This is a genomic window from Streptomyces sp. NPDC091287 (assembly GCF_044768525.1).
Lineage (GTDB): Bacteria > Actinomycetota > Actinomycetes > Streptomycetales > Streptomycetaceae > Streptomyces.
Window position 1 is genome coordinate 117,968 of sequence record NZ_JBIVUV010000023.1, and the last position, 21,114, is coordinate 139,081.

Genomic DNA, 21,114 nt, shown 5'->3' on the forward strand with positions numbered 1-21,114 from the left:
GCATCAGGAGAGACATGAGCGGCAAGGGTGCACCCGAACTGTCCGTACGTAACTGCGGCGACCTGCGCGTGGCCGTGATCGCGGCCCAGTGGCACGAGAAGGTCATGGACGGACTCGTCGACGGCGCCCTGCGCGCCCTGCGCGAGCTGGGCATCGACGAGCCGACCCTCCTCCGCGTCCCGGGCAGCTTCGAGCTGCCCGTCGTCGCCAAGGTGCTCGCCGGACGCGGCTACGACGCGATCGTCGCCCTCGGCGTGGTCATCCGGGGCGGCACCCCCCACTTCGAGTACGTCTCCCAGGGCGTCACCCTCGGCCTCACCCAGGTCACCGTCGACACCGGTGTTCCCGTCGGCTTCGGCGTACTGACCTGCGACACCGAGGAGCAGGCGCTCGACCGGGCCGGCCTCGAAGGGTCCAACGAGGACAAGGGGCACGAAGCGGTCACCGCCGCCGTGGCCACCGCGGCCACGCTGCGCACCGTCAGCGAACCCTGGCGCTGAGTGCCCTCCGGCGACCCCGTATTCTGAGGACCATCATGGCCAACAAAACCTTCGAAGAGCTCTTCACCGAGCTCCAGCTCAAGGCCGCCGAAGGCGACCCCGCAACCTCCCGCACCGCCGAACTGGTGGGCAAGGGTGTGCATGCCATCGGCAAGAAGGTCGTCGAGGAGGCCGCCGAGGTCTGGATGGCGGCCGAGTACGAGGGCAAGGAAGCCGCCGCCGAGGAGATCTCCCAGCTGCTGTACCACGTCCAGGTGATGATGGTCGCCCGCGGGATCTCGCTCGACGACGTCTACGCCCATCTCTGAGCCGACCTCAACGCCGTTGCCCGGGCCCGGCCCGGGCGACACCACCGCGAAACCGCCCGCACACTCCCTCCGCACGAAGGAAGCCGACCTCATGCTGCGCATCGCCGTTCCCAACAAGGGTTCACTCTCCGGGCCTGCGATGGCGATGCTCCATGAGGCCGGCTACCAGCAGCGCAAGGAGTCGAAGGAACTGGTCCTGGTCGACCCCGAGAACGAGGTCGAGTTCTTCTACCTCCGCCCCCGCGACATCGCGATCTACGTCAGCTCCGGCAAGCTCGACATCGGCATCACCGGCCGCGACCTGCTGCTGGACTCCGAGGCCGACTCCGAGGAGATCCTCCAGCTCGGCTTCGCCCGCTCCACCTTCCGCTACGCCACCAAGCCCGGCACCGCGGCGGGCCCGCAGGACTTCGACGGCATGACGATCGCCACCTCCTACGAGGGCATCGTCGCCGCCCACCTCGCCGAAGCGGGCGTCAAGGCCTCCGTCGTCCACCTCGACGGCGCGGTCGAGACCGCCATCGAGCTGGGCGTCGCCCAGATCATCGCCGACGTGGTGGAGACGGGCACCAGCCTGCGCAACGCCGGACTGGAGGTGATCGGCGAGCCGATCATGACCTCCGAGGCCGTCGTCATCCGCCGCAACGGCGCCCCCGCCGACGACCCCAAGGTGCAGCAGTTCCTCCGCCGCCTCCAGGGCGTCCTGGTCGCCCGGTCCTACGTGATGATGGACTACGACTGCCGCGTCGAGCACCTGGAGCGCGCCGTCGCCCTCACCCCGGGCCTGGAGTCGCCGACCATCTCCCCGCTGCACCACGAGGGCTGGGTCGCCGTCCGCTCCATGGTCGCCGCCAAGGAGGCCCAGCGGATCATGGACGACCTGTACGAGCTCGGCGCCCGCGCCATCCTCACCACGGCCATCCACGCCTGCCGCCTCTGACGGCCCCGCCCGCACCCCCCGAGAGAAGACCCGATGTCCGCGCCCAGGCCCGAACAGCCCACCCTGCCGGTCACCTTCCGGCCCACCCTCACCCGGGTGATCCTGCTGAGCACGGGCCTGGCGATGTTTCTCGTCATCACCGTCATCGCCCTGATGCTGGAGCGGCTCAACCCGGGGGAGCGGATCACCTTCGTCTTCGTCGCGGCGCTCTTCTTCGGTGTCCTGGCCCTGCTCAGCAGGCCCAGGGTCACCGCCGACGACACCGGGGTCACCGTCGTCAACCTCACCCTGACCCGCAGGCTGGCGTGGGAGGAGATCCTCCGCGTCAACCTGCGCTCCGGCGACCCCTGGGTCTTCCTCGACCTCAGCGACGGAACGAGCCTGCCCGCCCTCGGCATCCAGCCCGGCCTGGCCAAGCAGCAGGCCATCCACGACGCCCGCGCCCTGCGCTCCCTCGCCGAGTCGCGCGGCTCCGGGAGCGACGACACCCCGGCCGGCGGCTGAGAGGACGTCGGGCCGAGGTCACCCGAAAGCCTCTGATGCCCCTGCCCGGCGCGGGGCCTTCTTGTCTACTCTGGTGGGCGGCGGCGCCCCGCGCGTCCCGCCCCGCCCGTTCCACGGCCCCATCCCGGGCCCGCGGGGCTTTCCCTGCGACCCAAGGAGTGACTCCCTCCAGCAATGGACGGATCGTCCGGTAGTACCTGCGCCGCCCCCTCCCCGGAGGCGGCGGCCTCATGACCACCCCCCTGCTGCTCCTCGGAGCGGCCTTTCTCCTCATCCTCGCCAACGGATTCTTCGTGGCGGCCGAATTCGGGCTCGTCACCGTGGAGAAGCCCGACGCCGAACGCGCCGCCGCCGAAGGCGACCGACGGGCCCGTACCGTCGTCGAAGCCCTGCGCGAACTCTCCTTCCAGCTCTCCGGCACCCAGCTCGGCATCACCATCACCTCCCTGGTGGTGGGCATGCTCGCCGAACCGGCCCTCGCCCAACTGCTCGCCGGACCCCTCACCGCCGCCGGACTCCCCGCCGGGGCCGTCCCGGGCGTCGGCGTCGTCGTCGGCATGCTGCTGGCCTCGGCCGTGCAGATGGTCGTCGGCGAACTCGTGCCCAAGAACTGGGCGGTCTCCCGGCCGCTCCAGGTGGCCCGCTTCGTCGCCGGACCGCAAACCCGCTTCGCCGCGCTCCTGCGACCGGTGATCACCCTCCTCAACGCCCTGGCCAACCGGCTGGTGCGGCTTCTGGGCGTCGAGCCCACCGACGAACTGGCCTCCGCCCGCACCCCGGGCGAGCTGGTCTCCCTGGCCCGGCACTCCGCCGAGGCCGGAGCCCTGGAACAGGACACCGCCGACCTCTTCGTCCGGACCCTCTCGCTGGCCGGTCTCACCGCCCAGCACGTCATGACCCCCCGGGTGAAGGTCAGCGCCCTGCACTCCAGAGCGACCGCCGCGGACGTCCTCAACCTCACCCGCGCCACCGGCCTCTCCCGCTTCCCGGTCTACCGGGACCGCATCGACGAGGTCATCGGCATGGTCCACCTCAAGGACGCCCTCGCCGTCCCCGCCCCCGAACGCCTGCGCACCCCGGCCGGACGGATCGCCGTCCCCCCGCTCCTGGTGCCCGGGACGCTGCCGGTGGAGGTGCTGCTGCGGCGGCTGCGCCACGAACAGCCGATAGCCGTGGTCGTCGACGAGTACGGCGGCACCGCAGGCGTCGTCACCCTGGAGGACATCATCGAGGAGCTCGTCGGCGAGGTCCGCGACGAGCACGACGCCGAGGGCGCGGGCCGCCCCGAGCTGACCGCCGCCCCCGCGGAGGACGGCCGCCCGGTGTGGGACGCCGAGGGCAGCTGCCGGGTGCACACCCTGCGCCGCAGCGGACTCGATGTGCCCGAGGGGCCCTACGAGACCGTCGCCGGGCTCGTCGCCGGACTGCTGGGCCGCATCCCCGCCCCCGGCGACCGGGCCGAACTCCCCGGCTGGCGGATCTCCGTCCGCCAGGTCGGCCACAACCGGGCCGAACGGGTCCGTTTCACCCGGGTGCCCGACCCGCTGCCGGACAGGGCCGCACCGGCACTGCTGGAGGCCGCGCGATGAGCATGCTCCAACTCCTCCTCGCCGCCCTCCTCGTGCTGGCGAACGGCTTCTTCGTCGGCGCCGAGTTCGCCCTCGTCTCCGTACGCCGCAGCCAGATCGAACCGCTCGCCGCACAGGGCTCCGCACGGGCCCGTACGGTCCTGCACGGGCTGGAGAACCTGCCGCAGATGATGGCCGCCGCCCAGTTCGGCATCACCGTCTGCTCCCTCACCCTCGGAGCCGTCGCCGAGCCGACGCTCGCCCATCTCCTGGAGCCGCTCTTCCACGCGGCGCACGTCCCCGACGGGCTCGTCCACCCCCTCGGCTTCGCCCTCGCGCTGCTGTCGGTGGTCGTCCTGCACCTGGTCATCGGCGAGATGGTCCCGAAGAACCTCGCGATGGCGGCGCCCGAGCGGACCGCACTGTGGCTGAGCCCCGGTCTGGTCGCCTTCGCCCGGCTCTGCCGTCCGGTCACCACCGCGCTGGGCGCCTGCGCCGGGCTGGTGCTGCGGCTGTTCGGCGTCGAACCGAAGGACGAGGTGGAGGCCGTCTTCACCAGCGAGCAGCTCAACCGGCTCGTGGAGGACTCCGGACAGGCCGGCCTCCTCGGACCGGAGGCGGCGACACGTCTGGAGGACGCCCTCGAACTGGGCAGCAGGCCCGTCGCCGACGTCCTGCTGGAGCGGGCGTCCCTGGTCACGGTCGACCCGTCGGTGACCCCACGCCGGATCGAGGAGCTGACCGTGCGCACCGGCTTCTCCCGCTTCCCGGTCTGCGCGGACGGCGGCGGCCCCTTCATGGGCTACCTCCACGTCAAGGACGTCCTGGAGCTGGAGGACGCCGACCGCGCGGTCCCGCAGCAGATCTGGCGCCCGATGGCGACCGTACGGGCCGAACTCCCGCTGGACGACGCCCTGACCGTGATGCGCCGGGCCGCGACGCACCTGGCGCAGGTCGCGGACGCCTCGGGCCGGATCCTCGGCTTGGTCGCCATGGAGGACGTCCTGGAGACGCTGGTGGGGGAGGTCCGCGACCCGGCCCACCGGACGGTCTCGATGCCCCGCCGCACGGTGGACGCGCCGAAGACGCCGGAGCTTCCGGCGCCCGGAGCCCTCGTGCACTGAGGTGAGGCCGCGCCGCGCCGGGAGCGAGCACCCCGGCGCGGCGTCACACCGCGCCCGGCTCCTGCTTGCCCCGGCCCACCGGGCCGCGCCCCGACAGCACCTCGCCGTAGGCCTGCATCAGGTCCGCCAGCCGCAGCGTCGACAGGTCCTCCCGGGTCAGCTCGCCCGGACAGCCGGAGAGCCGCAGATCACGGTAGGCGCAGCTCTTCTCGTACAGCGTCCGCAGGAAGCGGCCGTTGCCCAGCTCGTCGATCCAGCCCTGGTCCACCACATGGCCGCTGATGGAGCGCAGCTCGTCCACCGCCTCCTCGTCCCACACGTCGTCGTTCTCCGCGGCCAGCACGCTCCCGATCGCCGTGAGTTCGAGCGGCCGGTAGCTGGGGAAGTCGACCCGGCTGGTGAAGCGGGAGGAGAGCCCCGGATTGGTGGCGAGCAGCCGGTCCATGCCCTCCGGGTAACCCGCGAGGATGACGACGAGATGGTCCCGGTTGTCCTCGGCCCGCTTGAGGAGGACCTGGAGCGCCTCGTCGCCGTACGCGTCGCCCTTGCTGTAACCGGAGTTGGCCAGGCTGTACGCCTCGTCGACGAACAGCACCCCGCCCAGCGCCGAGTCGATCAGCTCATTGGCCTTCACCGCCGTCTGCCCCAGGAACTCCCCTACCAGATCGGACCGTTGGGCCTCGACCAGATGATCGCCGCCGAGCAGCCCGAGGGCGTAGAAGACCCGGCCCAGGATGCGCGCCACGGTGGTCTTGCCGGTGCCGGAGGGGCCGGAGAAGACGAAGTGGCGTTTCGGCGGCTGGACGGGGAGGCCCTGATCGGCCCGCAGCCGGGCCATGTTCAACTGCGCCGAGAGCGCCTTGACCTGCCGCTTGACCGGTTCGAGACCGACCATGCGCTCCAGCTGCGCCAGCGCCTCGGCGAGCAGGGCGGGATCGCTGGGCCCTGCCGGGAAGGGCGGCGGCTTCCGGGTCTTGGTGCGGCGGGCGCCCTCGACGGGGGCGGGCGGACCGGGGGCCGGGTCGTCGCCGAGCAGCCCCGCGTCGCTCACCGGCCAGGACTCCCGTCCGTCCACCGGATCGGCGCCGAGCAGCGCGTCGCCCTCCGGCTGCGCCCCCGTCCCCGAGGCACCCGAACCGAAACCGGTCAGGGTCACGGCGGCCAGGTCCGCCGACTCGTCGTACCCGTCGCCCTCCACGAGCGCGGCGAGCCGGGCGGAGGTGTCCATGAAGGCCGGGTCGACCCGGTGCACCGCCCGGTACAGCGGCAGGGCGGCCGCGCTGCGCCCCGTGCCCTCGTGGGCCCGCGCCAGCCAGTAGCGCAGCTCCTTGCGCTGCGGCTGTTCGCTGCGACAGCGCATCAGCGCGGCCGACAGCAGGGGCTCCGCCTGCCCGAACATCTCCAGCCGCACCCGCGCCATCCCGCCGAACAGACCCGCCTCGATGCCCAGCATCGGATCGTCGACGAGCTGCTCGGTACAGCGCACCAACTGCTCCCAGTCCTTGACGAGATAGGAACGACAGGCGTGCAGGAACCGCACCTGCGGATCCGCGTCCACCGGCGGCAATCCGGCCAACGCCCGGTCCAGCTCCGGCACATGGCGGCCGTCCAGCCAGTGCGAGGCGTGCGCGAGCAGCAGATCCCGCCGGCTCTCCAGTACCGGCTGCACCCACCAGCCGAGCCAGTACCAGGAGTTGAGCGTACGTCGGTGGCGTGCGCGCTGTTCGCCGAAGCGTTCGCGGTGCCGGTACATGCGTAACAGGGCCGTGGTGGTGTCGATGCGGAGCGCGTGGAGGCCGAGCCAGCCGTCCGCCATGCCCGGATCGAACCGCACCGCGGCTCTGAACTCCTCCTCGGCCTGCGGGTAGGCGCCCATCGTGTAGGCGTCCATGCCACGCAGCCAGGCGAGGTCGGCAGGGGCTCCAGCGCCCTGTGTGCCGATGTCCATCAGGTCCCCCACAAACCGTGCCCCCAGGATGTCCCGCCCGCACAGCATGCCCACCGGAGCGTGCTGAATCACGGCGTGGAGGAAGGGAATTGACCACACCGAGGTGCATCGTACCCGCGCACGGGGAGGCGACCGCCCGATGACCGGCCGCCGGGGCGGTGACCCAGGGTGAGTGAATCGCTCTGCGTGGTCGCCGGGGCGGCGGGGGGAGCACAGAGCGAAGCCCCCGATCACGGGGGAACAACCGGGGGCTTCGCGTCCATGGGGGCTCCGAAAAGCCGCACAATGAGAACGTAAGACCAGTAAGGCCCCCCGGTCAAGCAGAGTTGGGGCACTTCCGGGCCGATTTCCGACTGCTCAGTATGGCGGGACGTCCTGGCTACCGTGCGTGACGGCTCGGTTCACTCCCGCTGTCACGCGGGGCCCCGCCAGCCACGCGTACCCCTCAGGCAACTGGCGTACCAGAGTGTCGGCGTAAGGCCGTGAGGGATCCTCGGCGAAATGCCGGGCCTCGGCGAGCGTCCACCCGTCCCAGAACCCGGTGAGCCCGGCCCCGTCCCGCCGCCGGCCCCGCTCCCAGGACGTGTCCCGGTCCAACTCCATCCAGCACAGCGCCGCCAGCCATGGGCGCAGCTGACGGCGTCCCGCGCCGACCCCCTCCACCAGCACCACCGGGGCCGGCTCCAGGGTCCGCGCCGGGCCGAAGCGGCGCTCCGTCCAGTCGTACGGGGCGTAGCGGGCGCTCTCGCCGCGCGAGAGGGGCAGGATCACCTGCTCCCGCAGCCGTCCCGTCCAGCCGAACAGCTCCTCGTGCGTGGCGAGGTCGTCCAGATGGAGGACCGGCGCACCGCCCAGCGCCGCCGCGAGACGGGCGGCGAAGGTGCTCTTGCCCGAACCGGCGTGCCCGTCGACCGCGACGAGCCGCACCGGCCCGCAGGAGGGGGGCAGTGCGGAGAGGTCATCGGCGTGGCGGGCCAGGTCGTCCATGGCTCCAGGGTACGTTCCGGCACGAAAGCGCCTGGGGTCCACCGCAGGTCACGCCAGTGGTCCAGACCCATATTCGATTGGGCGGCCACTGCCGAACACTGGCCCGATCCGGCCGCGAACCGGGATAGTTGGCGCACCGCACGGCACCCGCAGACCACCTTCCGCATCCCACCGGGAGTCACGACCATGACCAGTCCGACTTCGCGCAGAACCGTTCTGACCGCCGCGCTCGCCGCGGCGGCGGCCGCCGGCACGGTGGGCTCCACCGCGTCCGCGTCCGCCGCCCCGACCTCGCCCACCGGCTCCTCCGCCGCCCCGGAGGCCCTCGTGGACAATCGTTTCTGGCACACCTACACCGACTGGCGCTGCGGCACGGGCGACGGAACCCGGGTGCTTCCGGGGCCCCGGCCCGGCATCGTGATCGCCGTCCCGGCCGGCCGCACCGACTACACCGACCCGCACACCGGCAGGACGGCCGCCTGGGACTACGCCACCTGGACCTCCTCCGTGCACCGCTCCGCCGTCCCCGCCACCGAGGTGATCGCCTCCTGGAACGCCCGCACCCCGGCCGGCACCTGGATCCAGGTCGAGCTGAGCGGCGTCTACGCGGACGGCACCGCGACGCCCTGGTTCGTGATGGGCCGCTGGGCGGCGGGCGACGGCGACATCCGCCGCACGTCCGTCGACGGCCAGGGTGACCCGTACAGCTCCGTGTGGACGGACACCTTCTCGGTGGACGACCCCGCGAGCGGCGTCCGCCTGGCCTCCTACCGGCTGCGTCTCACGCTGTACCGCACCCCGGGCAGCCGCCTCACCCCGACCGTCTGGCGGGTCGGCGCGATGGCCTCCGACGTGCCCGACCGCTTCACCGTGCCCGCGAGCACCCCCGCGCTCGCCCGCGAACTGCCCGTGCCCCGCTACTCGCAGAACATCCACATCGGGCAGTACCCCGAGTACGACAACGGCGGTGAGGCGTGGTGCAGCCCCACCTCCTCGCAGATGATCATCGAGCACTGGGGCCGCCGCCCCACGGCCGAGGACCTGGCCTGGGTCAAGCCCGGCCTGCCCGACCCCCAGGTCTGCCACGCCGCCCGCCAGACCTACGACTACCAGTACGAGGGCTGCGGCAACTGGCCGTTCAACGCCGCCTACGCCGCCACGTACCGCGACCTGAACGCCGTCGTCACCCGGCTCGGCTCACTCACCGACGTCGAGCGGCTGATCCGCGTCGGCATCCCCGTCATCACCTCCCAGTCCTTCCTGAAGGAGGAACTGACCGGCGCCGGATACGGAACGGCCGGCCACCTGATGACGGTCATCGGCTTCACCCCCGAGGGCGACGTCATCGCCAACGACCCCGCGTCCCCCGACAACGACGCGGTACGCCGCGTCTACCGGCGGCGGGAATTCGAGAACATCTGGCTGCGGACCAAGCGCTACGACGCGGGCGGCAAGGTCAGAAGCGGCACGGGCGGGGTGGGTTACGTCTACTGGCCGACCCGGACGACACCGGGGCAGTGGCGCGCGCTGAGGGCGCTCGGCCTGTTGTGAGCAGGTGCGGCCTGAACCGTGCGGGAACTCCCCGCACGGTTCAGGCCGGTGAGCCGACGCCGGGGCCAAAGTGACGTAGGCGCACAGGAGTTGCCGGAGGGCCGCGCTATGTTGAACAGGTGACCGACATCAACTCGCGCATCGACACATCCCGCCCGCACACGGCCCGGATATGGAACTACTGGACCGGCGGCAAGGACAACTACCCCGTCGATCGCCAGGCCGGTGACGAGATCCGGGAGCTGCACCCCGGGATCGGTGAGTACGCGAAGGCGGACCGCCTGTTCCTGGGGCGGGCGGTGCGCCACCTGGCCGAGCAGGAGGGCATCACGCAGTTCCTGGACATCGGAACGGGGCTGCCCAGCGCCGACAACACCCATGAGGTCGCCCAGCGCGTGACCCCGGGCGCCCGCGTCGTGTACGTGGACAACGACCCGCTCGTGCTGGCGCACGCCCAGGCCCTGCTGGTCGGGACGCCCGAGGGACGTATCGACTACCTGGACGCCGATCTGCGGGACGTCGACGCGATCCTGGCGGCCGCGGCGAAGACACTCGACTTCTCGCAGCCGGTGGCGCTGATGCTGCTCGGGGTCGTCATCTTCATCGAGGACGACGAGGAGTCCTACGGAATCGTCCGCCGGCTCCTGGACGCGCTCGCCCCCGGCAGCTACCTCGTCCTGTCCCACACGGTCACGCACCCCGACATGCGGGACGTCGACGAGGCGGTGGCGTTCTGGAACGAGCACGGGACACCGAAGCTCACGCAGCGGACCCCGGCCGCTGTGACGCGCTACTTCGAGGGCCTGGAGCTGCTGGAGCCCGGGGTCGTGTCGTGCTCCGCGTGGCGGGCCGCGACCCCGGCGCCCGACGTCGCGATGTACGCGGGCGTCGGCCGCAAGTGAAGGACGGCTCCCGGTGGTCCGTCGGGCCACCGGGATGCGGGGCCGGTGTGGCGTGCCCCACTGCGCGCTCCCGCCCGCGTGGCCCGTCCCGGCCCGATTTCCCTGCCGTGCCTGCGGAGCGGGACGCCCGCGGATGCCTGGTCCGCCTCGGGCCGTGACCGGGATCTCGTTTTCCGCGGCCCGGGGTGCTGGCACTCTGGTCGGGTCACGGGGGACCCAGCCGAAACCGTACGAAGAGCGAGACGCCATGACCGCGACCACCGCCGTAGGAAACGCCCACCACGCCCGCCGCGCGCGCACCGGCGGCCCCGAGGACGGCTCGAAGCTGATGGAGCACATCGCCGGCTGGGCCTTCGTGGTCGTGTTCGCGATGCTCGTCACCCAGCTCGGCCTGCTGTGACGGCCCGCCTCCGGTCGTGCGTGCCGGCGGGGCGCGCGAAAGGGCGGGGCGCCACCCGGCGCCCCGCCCGTTCCGTCCGTCGATCCCGTGAACGCTAGCGGATCGCCTTGATCAGCTCGCCGTTCCCGGTGTCACCGCTCAGCTCCCAGAAGAACGTGCCTCCCAGGCCCTGTTCGTTCTTGTAGTCCATCTTGGTGCCGATGGTCTCCGGGGTGTCGTAGCTCCACCAGTTGCTGCCGCAGTGCGCGTACGCCGTACCGGCCACCTTGCCCGTGGCGGGGCAGCTGTTCTTGAGGACCCTGTAGTCCTCGATGCCCGCTTCGTACGTACCCGCCGCCGCACCGGTCGCGCTGCCGCCCGGCTCGGACTGGGTGACGCCCGTCCAGCCGCGGCCGTAGAAGCCGATGCCCAGCAGCAGCTTCTCCGGCGGGATGCCGAGGGCCTTCAGCTTGGAGATCGCGGCGTCGGAGTTGAAGCCCTCCGTCGGGATGCCCGGGTAGGAGGTCAGCGGGGAGTGCGGTGCCGTCGGCCCCTTCGCCTCCCAGGCTCCGAAGAAGTCGTACGTCATCGGCAGGTACCAGTCGAGGTGCTTCGCCGCCCCCGCGTAGTCGACCGCGTCGATCTTGCCGCCGTCGGAGCCGTCCGCCGTGATCGCCGAAGTGACCAGGTCGGTCCCGAAGGACTTGCGCAGCTCGCCCAGCAGATTGCCGTACGCGTCGCGGCCGCTGGTGTCACAGGTGAGACCGCAGGCGTTGGGGTACTCCCAGTCGATGTCGATGCCGTCGAAGACATCGGCCCAGCGGGGGTCCTCGACCAGGTCGTGGCAGGACTTCGCGAACGCGGCCGGGTTCTGCGCCGCCTGGCCGAAGCCGCCGGACCAGGTCCAGCCGCCGAACGACCAGAGGATCTTGAGGTCGGGGTGGAGCTTCTTCAGCTTGCGCAGCTGGTTGAAGTTGCCGCGCAGCGGCTGGTCCCAGGTGTCGGCGACCCCGTCGACCGACTGGTCGGCGGTGTAGGCCTTCTCGTAGTCGGCGTACGAGTCGCCGATCGTGCACTTGCCGCCGGTCACATTGCCGAAGGCGTAGTTGATGTGGGTGAGCTTGTCCGCGGATCCCGACGTCTCGATGTTCTTGACGTGGTAATTGCGGTCGTACGTACCCCAGTTGGTGAAGTATCCGATCACCTTGTCTCCCGCCGCCGTGGGGGCGGCCTCGGCCGCGGCGGGGGCGGCGCCGGCCGGGGACGTTCCCGCGACGCCGAGCAGGGTGGCGCCGAGGGCCGCCGTACAGGCGGCCGCGGCGAACGCCCGGAGACGGGCGCGGGGGCGGTGCGGCTTGAGCATCGTGGCTCCTCGTGGGGGAGGGCTGGTGCGTGGGGGGTGCGGGTGGAACTGCGGGCGGGAGCGCCCGGCTTGACATGGACGCGATAGGCGTTCGGTGGAACCGTAGAAGGACTAGACCAGTTGGGTCAATGGTTCGGACCAATTCACCGGTGGTTCGCGGCCGTCCCGGGCCGTCCGGCCTGCGCGGTTGCCCCCGTGACGGGAGGCATTCGATCGGGCATACTCGACCCGCCACAGCCGATCACCGCGCCACCCGTGACCCGGGAAGGCAGGATCGGCTGGGCAGTCTGCTTTTCCCGGGTCACTTCCGGGAGATCACCCGGCGGCGCCTCTCCCACCCCGAGCGCGTGACCGCCGCAACGCCCGACAGGGAGGAGAGCGCCGTCATGTCCGACCGTGCCCCGCAGCCGGTGGAACGCCGTCTGCCCACCGAGGAGTCCCGGCAGCTCGTCGCGCTCGTCCGCGACATCGTGTCGAAGGAGATCGCTCCCCGGGCGGCCGAGGAGGAGGAAGCGGGCGTCTTCCCCCGCGAGGCCTTCACCCTCCTGTCCAAGGCCGGACTCCTGGGACTCCCGTACGACTCCGCCCACGGCGGCGGTGACCAGCCCTACGAGGTCTACCTCCAGGTCCTGGAAGAGCTGGCCGCCGCCCGGCTCACCGTCGGTCTCGGCGTCAGCGTCCACTCCCTCGCCTGCCACGCCCTGGCCGGATACGGCACCGGCGAGCAGCGCGCCGCGCATCTGACGGCGATGCTCTCCGGCGGCCTGCTGGGCGCCTACTGCCTCTCCGAACCCGCCTCCGGCTCCGACGCCGCCTCCCTGCGCACCAAGGCCGTGCGGGACGGGGACGATTGGGTCATCACCGGGACCAAGGCCTGGATCACCCACGGTGGCGTCGCGGACTTCTACACCGTGCTCGCCCGCACCGGCGTCGAGGGCCCCCGCGGCATCACGGCCTTCCTCGTCCCCGGCGACGCCGAGGGGCTGAACGCCGCTCTCCCCGAGAAGAAGATGGGGATGAAGGGCTCGCCCACGGTCCAGCTCCACTTCGACGGCGTACGGGTCGGCGACGACCGGCGCATCGGCGAGGAGGGCCAGGGCTTCGCCATCGCCCTGTCCGCGCTCGACTCCGGACGCCTCGGCATCGCCGCCTGTGCCGTCGGGGTCGCTCAGGCCGCCCTGGACGAGGCCGTCCGGTACGCCACGGACCGGCGGCAGTTCGGCCGCCCCATCGCGGACTTCCAGGGGCTGCGGTTCATGCTCGCCGACATGGCCACCCAGATCGAGGCCGGCCGGGCGCTGTACCTGGAGGCGGCGCGGCTGCGGGACGCGGGGGAGCCCTTCTCCCGGCAGGCCGCCATGGCGAAGCTGTTCTGCACGGACGCGGCCATGCGGGTGACCACCGACGCCGTCCAGGTGCTCGGCGGCTACGGCTACACGCTCGACTTCCCGGTCGAACGGCTGATGCGCGAGGCGAAGGTGCTCCAGATCGTGGAGGGCACCAATCAGATCCAGCGCATGGTCATCGCGCGCCACCTCGCGGGTCCCGAGACGCGCTGAACCGCAGCGGCGCCTCGGGCCACGGGGGCAGTGCCGCGGCCTGGCGCCACTCCGGGTCGCGGCGGCCCGGCAGGGTGCGGCCGTCGCTCTCCCACTGCCTGAGCAGCGCGCTGTAGATCGGCGGGTCCACGGGGGCGCCCATGGGTGAGGTCCCCGTGGAACGGGGCAGCGGCTGCGTGGGCGTTCCCGGCTGCGGAACCGATTCTTCGGGGGCGGGCGCGGCGAGACGGCGGCGACCCGAACCGACTGTTGAATGCAGCGTGGTCATACGGGGCCAACGCGGCGGGGCGGGACGGGGTCACTGCCACGCCGATTCGAGCGCTCGTTCGCGGGTGCCCGCACCCGGTCGCCGGCGACCGGGTGCGGTGCCTCGTGCACCACGGCGGCCGGGCCGCCGTGGTGCTGGGCAGGGCGTACGGCGTACGGGTCAGGCGGCCTCGCGCCGCATCCTCGGCACGCGCAGCGGACGGGAGCCGGGCCCCGCGGCGTGCGAGAAGGGCTGCATCCGCCAGTCGAGTCCCTGGGGGAGCGTCAACAGCAGCCCCGCCTCCTGCTCCTGGAGTTCCAGCGTCTCGTCCGCGGGCCGGGCGTCGCCCACGCCGCGGCCGGTTCCGGCGCAGACGGTGAGGACGAAGGGGTTCCACGGCGTGGGGCACCGGGCGTGCTCCGGCAGGACGTCCTCGTCGGCCAGCAGCGCGATGGGCTGGGCGCAGTCCGGGCAGATCACCCGGACCATCTCGAACATGTCGTACGCGTCGGCGCTACCGTCGTCGTCCGGATCAACAGGCTCCGGTTCGGTACGTTCGGTGAGCTTCAGGCTCTGCATGGAAATTCCCCCCTCGGGTGGGCCGACAAGGCGCCACGGCCTCGACCACAGCAAGCACTTCCCGCCGCGCATCCCCGATAACCACGAGGCGGCCCGCTACCGACCCGCGAGCATGTGGCATTCGTCACATGCGGCCCGCAGGTGCCGAACCGTGACCCGCGCGACTGTGCCGAGCGGCGCCCGGGGCCATAGGTTGATCCACATGGAGGAGCTGGACCGTCAGATCGTTGAGTCGCTCGTCAAGGACGGGCGGATGAGCTACACCGACCTGGGCAAGGCCACGGGCCTGTCCACTTCGGCGGTTCATCAGCGCGTCCGCCGACTGGAGCAGCGCGGGGTGATCCGCGGCTATGCCGCGGTCGTCGACCCCGAGGCCGTCGGGCTGCCCCTCACCGCGTTCATCTCGGTGAAACCGTTCGACCCGAGCGCACCCGACGACATCGCCGAACGGCTCGCCGGAGTGCCCGAACTGGAGGCCTGCCACAGCGTCGCCGGGGACGAGAACTACATCCTCAAGGTGCGCGTGGCGACCCCGCTGGAGCTGGAGCACCTGCTCACCCGGATCCGCACGCTCGCCGGCGTGTCCACCCGGACCACCGTCGTCCTGTCCACCCCGTACGAGGCCCGGCCCCCGCGTATCTGAGCGGCGGGCCGCCCGCCGCGGAGGGGGCCGGGGACCGGTCGGCGGCCGACAGGCGCGAGACTGGTCCCATGAGCCAGAGCACCGCCCCCCAGAGCGCCCCCGAACACCGCACCGTGCTGTTGCGCGGCGGAGACGTCCACAGCCCCGCCGATCCGTTCGCCACCGCGATGGTCGTCGAACGCGGGCATGTCGCCTGGGTGGGGTCCGAGGGAGCTGCCGACGCCTTCGCCGGCGGCGTGGACGAGGTGGTCGACCTCGAAGGCGCCCTGGTCACCCCGGCGTTCACCGACGCCCATGTGCACACCACCGCCACCGGCCTGGCCCTGACGGGGCTCGACCTCTCCGGCGCCCGCACCCTGTCCGAGGCCCTCGGCCTCGTCCGTGCGTTCGCGAACGGGCGCCCTGCCGGGGACGTTCTGCTCGGACACGGCTGGGACGCCGCCCGCTGGCCCGAGCGGCGTCACCCCTCACGCGCCGAGCTCGACGAGGCGGCCGGCGGCCGGGCCCTGTACCTGCCCCGGATCGACGTGCACTCCGCGGTCGTCACGACGGCCCTGCTCGACCTCGTCCCCGGCGTCACCGCGATGACCGGCTACCACCCCGACGCGCCGCTCACCGGCGACGCCCACCACGCGGTACGGGCCGCCGCCCACAGCGCGCTCCCGGCCGCCCAGCGGGGAGCCGCGCAGCGCGCCGCCCTCGACCACGCCGCCTCCCTCGGCATCGGCAGCGTGCACGAGTGCGGAGGGCCGGAGATCTCCGACGAGGAGGACTTCACCTCGCTGCTCGCCCTGGCCGCCGAGCGGCCCGGACCCCGCGTCCTCGGCCTCTGGGCCGAGGAGATCGCCGACGAGAAGGACGCCCGGCGCATCCGCGAGCTGGGCGCGATCGGCGCGGCCGGCGACCTGTTCGTCGACGGTTCCCTCGGCTCGCACACCGCCTGCCTGCACCGGCCCTACGCGGACGACCCGCACACCGGCACCGCCCACCTGGACGCCGCCCGGATCGCCGCCCATGTCACCGCCTGCACCGAGGCGGGCCTCCAGGCGGGCTTCCACGCCATCGGCGACGCCGCGGTCACCGCCGTGGTGGACGGGATCCGGGCCGCCGCGGGGACGCTCGGCCTCGACCGGATCCGGGCCGCCCGTCACCGCGTCGAACACGCCGAGATGCTCACCCCCGAGACGATCGCCGCCTTCGCGGAACTGGGCCTCACCGCCTCCGTCCAGCCCGCCTTCGACGCCGCCTGGGGCGGCCCGGAGGGGATGTACGCCGAGCGCCTCGGCACGGAGCGGGCCGCCACCCTCAACCCGTACGCGGCGCTGCTGCGGGCCGGAGTGCCGCTGGCCTTCGGCTCCGACAGCCCGGTCACCCCGCTCGACCCCTGGGGCACCGTGCGGGCCGCCGCCCACCACCGCACCCCGGAGCACCGCATCTCGGTCCGCGCCGGGTTCACCGCCCACACCCGCGGCGGCTGGCGGGCCGTCGGCCGCGACGACGCGGGCCTCCTGGTGCCCGGCGCCCCGGCCGACTACGCCGTCTGGCGCACCGCCGAACTCCTGGTCCAGGCCCCCGACCACCGGGTCGCCCGATGGTCCACCGACCCCCGGTCCGGCACGCCCGGCCTGCCGGATCTCACCCCCGGGGTCGACCTTCCCGTCTGCCTGCGGACCGTGGTCTTCGGACAAACTGTCTACGTGCGACCGAACGAGTGACGTCGGGACATTTCGTACCGCCGATCGATGGCCCGATCGCTGGTCCGCGACCTGCGCCCCTTCCGCACTGACCAGGCTATTTCGGAAAAAGTCGCAGGTCGCACGGGTGTTGACAGAAAGCGCCCACGGGCCGGTAGGTTCGGCCGGGTCCACCACAGGACGTCCGCCCGGTTGAACCTCCACGCAGTCGTCGAACGCCGCTGGGTCATGAGGTGGTGTGCCGCACCGGCCCACCACCGCCGACAGCCAGGTTCAGCGCCCGCGCCTCGGGGGCGAGGGAAGGTTCCAGCCGGACGGAGGGTGGGACCCGGGTGGGGCCCGGACGTTCAGTAGACAACGGCTTTCGGTCGACCCGCAGCCAGCGGGTCCCAGGTCGGCCCGAAGGGCGCCGGGCCCCGATCCGAAGTTCCGACGCCTTCTCCATGCCCTCTCCACGTGGTCTCCCGCGTCTTCTCCTGGAGGGGGTCGCCGTGTCCCGGGCCCGTGTTCTGTCCGCAGTTCCACGGGTCTGTCCGCGCCGCGCCGCGCGCCCGCGCGACCGCGTCGGCGCCCGACGGCGGTGCGCTGGATATGGTGTCCCCCTGTGTACGGACTCTAAGGGGCAGTAGTGAACGACGGCGGTCAGAGGCAGTTCGGCCCGCTCGGCAAGGTTCTGGTGATCATTCCGACCTACAACGAGGTCGAGAACATCGGGCCGATCGTCGACCGGGTGCGTACCGCCGTCCCGGATGCCGACATCCTGGTGGCCGATGACAACAGCCCCGACGGCACCGGCAAGGCGGCCGACGAGATCGCCGCGGCCGACGGCCAGGTCCACGTCCTGCACCGCAAGGGCAAGGAAGGGCTCGGCGCCGCCTACCTCGCGGGCTTCGCCTGGGGCTCCGAGCACGGCTACGGCGTGCTCGTCGAGATGGACGCGGACGGCTCCCACCAGCCCGAGGAGCTGCCCCGGCTGCTCACCGCGCTGAAGGGCGCCGACCTGGTCCTCGGATCCCGCTGGGTGCCGGGCGGCCGCGTGGTCAACTGGCCCAAGAGCCGTGAGGTGATCTCGCGCGGCGGCAGCCTCTACTCCCGGCTCGCCCTCGGTCTCTCCGTCCGGGACGTCACCGGCGGCTACCGGGCCTTCCGCACCGGGACGCTCGACGGCCTCGGGCTGGACGAGGTCGCCTCGCAGGGCTACTGCTTCCAGGTGGATCTCGCCCGCCGCGCGGTCGAGGCGGGCTATCACGTGGTCGAGGTCCCCATCACCTTCGTCGACCGGGAGATCGGCGACTCCAAGATGAGCCGGGACATCCTCGTCGAGGCGCTGTGGCGGGTCACCGGCTGGGGCATCACCTCCCGCGCGAACAAGGTCCTGGGCCGCAAGACCCTCTGAGGCCCCGGACCGGCGAGCGCCGAAGCTCCGGCCCGGCGAACGAGGGCGTCTCCGACCGGCTTCATGATCACCCCCTTACGCCGCTTGCACGCCCGTACAGGCACACTGGGGACATGACGACCGGCACTCCGCCCCCGACCCGTCCCCGGCGCTCGCGCGCCCGTAGATTCCTGCCGCCGGCCCTGGCCGCCTGGCTGGTCCTGGAGATCTGGCTCCTGACCCTGGTCGCCTCGGCCGCCGGCGGCCTCGTCGTCCTGCTGATCCTGGTGGCCGGGGCCGCGCTCGGCGCCGTGGTCATCAAGAGCGCGGGCCGACGCGCCTTCAAGAACCTGACCGAGACCCTCCAGCAGATGCCGGGGCAGCCCGGCGCTCCGGCCACGCCGCCGGCCGCCCCCGCGGGCGGCAAGGGCTCCCGGGGCAACGGGCTGCTGATGCTGGGCGGGCTGCTGCTCCTGATCCCCGGTCCGATCTCGGACGCGGCCGGGCTGATCCTGCTGGTGCCGCCGGTGCGCACCATGCTCAGCCGGTACGCGGAGCGCTCTCTGGAGCGCCGTATGCGGGCCGCGACGCCCGGGGGCCTCTCGGACGCCTTCCAGCAGACCAGGATGGGCCGGCCGGACGGAAAGGTCGTCCAGGGCGAGGTCATCCGCGAGGACGGCACCCAGGCGCCCTCCGGGCCCGACGACGACCACCGGAGCCCCCGCCCGCCCCTCACGCCCTGACGGGAGGCTCCCGGCGCACCAGGGAGCCATGCCATCGGGCATCGGGACCATGCCTCGGGGCATACCGAAGAGCCGCGGGCCGTGACACATGTTCCGTGTCACGGCCCGCGGCTCTTGGCGCTGTGCTGCTGTGCGGTATTACGCGGTCAGGCAGACTTCCTGCTGTCCCGCGGGTGCACGGCGATGTTCATGGCTCCGGAGCGCAGAACCGCCAGCCTCTCGGCCAGCACCTCCTCCAGCTCCTCGCGGGTGCGCCGCTCCATGAGCATGTCCCAGTGCGTGCGCGCCGGCTTGCCCTTCTTCTCTTCGGGGCCATCCCCGTCCACCAGGAGTGCCTGGGCGCCGCACGCCTTGCACTCCCACTCCGGCGGAATCTCTGCTTCTACCGAGAACGGCATCTCAAATCGATGTCCGTTCTGGCATGCGTACTCCACCGCCTGGCGCGGGGCCAGATCGATGCCGCGGTCCGTCTCGTAGCTGGTAACCACAAGTCGCGTGCCGCGGAGAGCTCGCTCACTCATGAATCGTGCCTCCCGGGCTTGTCGCCCACAGGACAAAATGTCGCTGTCGTCGTCATCCGGTCAACGTCCGGTCGGCGGTAAAGATTCCCGTTGCCGGTCATGCGTCGCCCGTCGTGCCGCTGCTTTATCTGGGTTGAGTACCCGCGCATGCCCGGTTTGTCACCTCTGGTGGAAGTTGTCACTCAACGGTTGAGCCGCTTCCACTGGCAGTAACGGTCCTCCCGGGCAGGCCAAAGACGTATACTACCGCCCTTTGACTTCAACGTCTAAATCCGTTCCGGTACGGGGTTGCCCGCGGCCTCCACCGCACGCCTCACCGGGACCCGCGCGAGCAGCACCGCGCCGAGCGCGAAGAACACGATCAGCGAGATGATCGCGTCGCGATAGCTGCCGGTCAGCTGGTACGCCAGACCGAACACCAGGGGCCCCAGCCAGCTCAGTCCGCGGTCGCTCAACTCGTACGCGGAGAAGTACTCCGCCTCCTTGCCGCGCGGCACCAGGTGCGAGAACAGCGACCGTGACAGGGCCTGGCTGCCGCCCAGCACCAGGCCGATCGCCGCCGCCAGAACGAAGAAGAACGCCGGAGCGTCGGCGGGCAGCAGATAGGCGGAGATCAGGATGAGGGTCCAGATCACCAGCGATCCCAGAATGGTGCGCTTCGCGCCGTGCGTCCGGGCGAGCCGCCCCATGCCGAGCGCCCCCGCCACCGCCAGGATCTGCACCAGCAGCACGGCGACGATCAGCGTCGTCTGATCCAGGCCCAGCTCCTCGGATCCGTACAGCGAGGCCTGCGAGATCACCGTCTGGATCCCGTCGTTGTAGACGAGGTAGGCGAGCAGGAAGGAGAGCGTCAGCGGGTGGCGCCGCATGTCGCGCAGGGTCGCTCTCAGCTGCTGCCACCCGGATCCGACCGCTCCCTCGCCGCCCGGCGGGATCCGGCGGTCGCGCAGCCGGCGCAGCGGTACGAGGGTGAACGCGCCCCACCACAGACCGGCCGAGGCGAGGCAGATCCGCACCGCGTCGGACTCCGAGAGCCCGAAGGACTCGTGGCCGGTGTACAGGATCAGGTTGAGGACCAGGACGATGGCGCCCGAGGTGTAGCCGAAGGCCCAGCCGCGCGAGGAGACCGCGTCGCGCTCCTCCGGCTCGGCGATCTGCGGCAGGTAGGCGTTGTACAGGACCGACGACACGGAGATGGAGGCGTTCGCCACGATCAGCAGGAACGCGCCCAGCAGATAGCGGTGGCCGTCCAGGAAGAACATCCCCGCCGTCGCCGCGGCCCCCGTGTAGGCCGCCGCCGCCAGCAGCGGCTTCTTGCGCCCGGTACGGTCCGCCGCCGCGCCCACGATCGGCATCAGCACGACGGCCACCACGATGGACGCCGAGACGGAGTACGCGAACAGCGAACCCGCGCGCACGGGTATGCCCAGCGGGTGCACGAAACCGTCGGGATCAGCCGCCGCCTTGGCGATCGACGTCAGATACGGACCGAGGAAGACGGTCAGCACGCTGGTGGAGTAGACGGAGCACGCGAAGTCGTAGAAGTACCAGCCGTGCTGCTCGCGTCTGCGGGCGGCCGCCGCCCCGTCGTCCGGTGGCTGCCCGGCCGGATCGGCCTTCCCTGTGGTCCCGGTGCTCAAGCCGCGCCCCCTCGGTCGTCCCCTGTGGACGTGGACGGA

Annotated in this window: 20 protein-coding genes; 14 read left to right on the forward strand and 6 right to left on the reverse strand. The window is 71.9% G+C overall.

What is annotated here, in order from left to right; genetic code table 11:
- Positions 1-14 precede the first annotated feature (14 nt).
- The 6 genes from ribH to ACIQRW_RS32650 all read left to right on the forward strand — a co-directional run bounded on the left by ribH (position 15) and on the right by ACIQRW_RS32650 (position 4,944).
- A complete protein-coding gene (ribH, locus tag ACIQRW_RS32625) occupies positions 15-500 on the forward strand; it encodes a 6,7-dimethyl-8-ribityllumazine synthase (protein ID WP_007453188.1) in 486 nt (161 codons plus the stop codon).
- A gap of 35 nt (positions 501-535) precedes the next feature.
- On the forward strand, positions 536-808 hold the full coding sequence (locus ACIQRW_RS32630; RefSeq protein ID WP_015607321.1) for a phosphoribosyl-ATP diphosphatase: 273 nt from the start codon (positions 536-538) through the stop codon (positions 806-808).
- Between the two features lie 91 nt (positions 809-899).
- Entirely contained in the window at positions 900-1,748 is an 849-nt protein-coding gene (hisG, locus tag ACIQRW_RS32635; protein WP_403767306.1) for an ATP phosphoribosyltransferase, read from the forward strand.
- Between the two features lie 33 nt (positions 1,749-1,781).
- Positions 1,782-2,252, forward strand: a complete 471-nt coding sequence (locus tag ACIQRW_RS32640; protein WP_403767309.1) for a PH domain-containing protein — start codon at positions 1,782-1,784, stop codon at positions 2,250-2,252.
- A 230-nt stretch (positions 2,253-2,482) separates the two neighbouring features.
- The gene (locus ACIQRW_RS32645; protein ID WP_403767312.1) at positions 2,483-3,841 is read left to right on the forward strand and encodes a hemolysin family protein; all 1,359 of its coding nucleotides are present in this window, start codon (positions 2,483-2,485) and stop codon (positions 3,839-3,841) included.
- Entirely contained in the window at positions 3,838-4,944 is a 1,107-nt protein-coding gene (locus ACIQRW_RS32650; protein ID WP_403767315.1) for a hemolysin family protein, read from the forward strand. The genes ACIQRW_RS32645 and ACIQRW_RS32650 overlap by 4 nt, the downstream gene beginning before the upstream one ends.
- Before the next feature lie 43 nt (positions 4,945-4,987).
- On the opposite strand, the gene ACIQRW_RS32655 is transcribed toward ACIQRW_RS32650, so the two are convergent.
- Positions 4,988-6,892: an AAA family ATPase gene (locus ACIQRW_RS32655; protein WP_403767318.1), complete on the reverse strand. Its 1,905-nt coding sequence runs from the start codon at positions 6,890-6,892 to the stop codon at positions 4,988-4,990.
- Positions 6,893-7,249: 357 nt separating this feature from the next.
- Positions 7,250-7,879 (reverse strand): uridine kinase, encoded by a 630-nt coding sequence (locus ACIQRW_RS32660; protein ID WP_403767321.1) that lies wholly within the window; start codon positions 7,877-7,879, stop codon positions 7,250-7,252.
- A gap of 186 nt (positions 7,880-8,065) precedes the next feature.
- On the opposite strand from ACIQRW_RS32660, the gene ACIQRW_RS32665 reads away from it, so the two are divergent.
- The 3 genes from ACIQRW_RS32665 (at position 8,066) to ACIQRW_RS32675 (ending at position 10,732) form a co-directional block, all read left to right on the forward strand.
- Positions 8,066-9,430: a peptidase C39 family protein gene (locus ACIQRW_RS32665; RefSeq protein ID WP_403767324.1), complete on the forward strand. Its 1,365-nt coding sequence runs from the start codon at positions 8,066-8,068 to the stop codon at positions 9,428-9,430.
- Between the two features lie 119 nt (positions 9,431-9,549).
- Entirely contained in the window at positions 9,550-10,332 is a 783-nt protein-coding gene (locus tag ACIQRW_RS32670) for an SAM-dependent methyltransferase (protein WP_403767327.1), read from the forward strand.
- Between the two features lie 247 nt (positions 10,333-10,579).
- A complete protein-coding gene (locus tag ACIQRW_RS32675) occupies positions 10,580-10,732 on the forward strand; it encodes an SCO1431 family membrane protein (RefSeq protein ID WP_403767330.1) in 153 nt (50 codons plus the stop codon).
- Between the two features lie 94 nt (positions 10,733-10,826).
- Here ACIQRW_RS32675 and ACIQRW_RS32680 read toward each other — a convergent pair whose 3' ends face one another.
- Complete coding sequence (locus ACIQRW_RS32680) at positions 10,827-12,074, reverse strand: glycoside hydrolase family 18 protein (RefSeq protein ID WP_403767333.1); 1,248 nt, start codon at positions 12,072-12,074, stop codon at positions 10,827-10,829.
- A 386-nt stretch (positions 12,075-12,460) separates the two neighbouring features.
- Between ACIQRW_RS32680 and ACIQRW_RS32685 the strand changes: the two genes are divergently transcribed.
- The gene (locus ACIQRW_RS32685; RefSeq protein WP_403767336.1) at positions 12,461-13,633 is read left to right on the forward strand and encodes an acyl-CoA dehydrogenase family protein; all 1,173 of its coding nucleotides are present in this window, start codon (positions 12,461-12,463) and stop codon (positions 13,631-13,633) included.
- Between the two features lie 427 nt (positions 13,634-14,060).
- Here the strand turns inward: ACIQRW_RS32685 and ACIQRW_RS32690 are convergent, their stop codons facing one another.
- The gene (locus ACIQRW_RS32690) at positions 14,061-14,459 is read right to left on the reverse strand and encodes a hypothetical protein (protein ID WP_403767339.1); all 399 of its coding nucleotides are present in this window, start codon (positions 14,457-14,459) and stop codon (positions 14,061-14,063) included.
- Between the two features lie 202 nt (positions 14,460-14,661).
- Between ACIQRW_RS32690 and ACIQRW_RS32695 the strand changes: the two genes are divergently transcribed.
- From ACIQRW_RS32695 to fxsA, 4 genes are all read left to right on the forward strand, one after another.
- Entirely contained in the window at positions 14,662-15,102 is a 441-nt protein-coding gene (locus ACIQRW_RS32695) for an Lrp/AsnC family transcriptional regulator (RefSeq protein WP_403767430.1), read from the forward strand.
- Positions 15,103-15,170: 68 nt separating this feature from the next.
- Positions 15,171-16,817: an amidohydrolase gene (locus tag ACIQRW_RS32700; protein WP_403767341.1), complete on the forward strand. Its 1,647-nt coding sequence runs from the start codon at positions 15,171-15,173 to the stop codon at positions 16,815-16,817.
- Positions 16,818-17,424: 607 nt separating this feature from the next.
- Positions 17,425-18,192 (forward strand): polyprenol monophosphomannose synthase, encoded by a 768-nt coding sequence (locus ACIQRW_RS32705; protein WP_403767344.1) that lies wholly within the window; start codon positions 17,425-17,427, stop codon positions 18,190-18,192.
- 113 nt (positions 18,193-18,305) lie between these two features.
- The gene (fxsA, locus tag ACIQRW_RS32710; protein ID WP_403767347.1) at positions 18,306-18,914 is read left to right on the forward strand and encodes an FxsA family membrane protein; all 609 of its coding nucleotides are present in this window, start codon (positions 18,306-18,308) and stop codon (positions 18,912-18,914) included.
- Between the two features lie 146 nt (positions 18,915-19,060).
- On the opposite strand, the gene ACIQRW_RS32715 is transcribed toward fxsA, so the two are convergent.
- Positions 19,061-19,435 (reverse strand): RNA polymerase-binding protein RbpA, encoded by a 375-nt coding sequence (locus tag ACIQRW_RS32715; RefSeq protein ID WP_003959706.1) that lies wholly within the window; start codon positions 19,433-19,435, stop codon positions 19,061-19,063.
- Between the two features lie 266 nt (positions 19,436-19,701).
- Positions 19,702-21,075, reverse strand: coding sequence for an MFS transporter (locus ACIQRW_RS32720; RefSeq protein WP_403767350.1), 1,374 nt, complete (start codon positions 21,073-21,075; stop codon positions 19,702-19,704).
- Positions 21,076-21,114 lie beyond the last annotated feature (39 nt).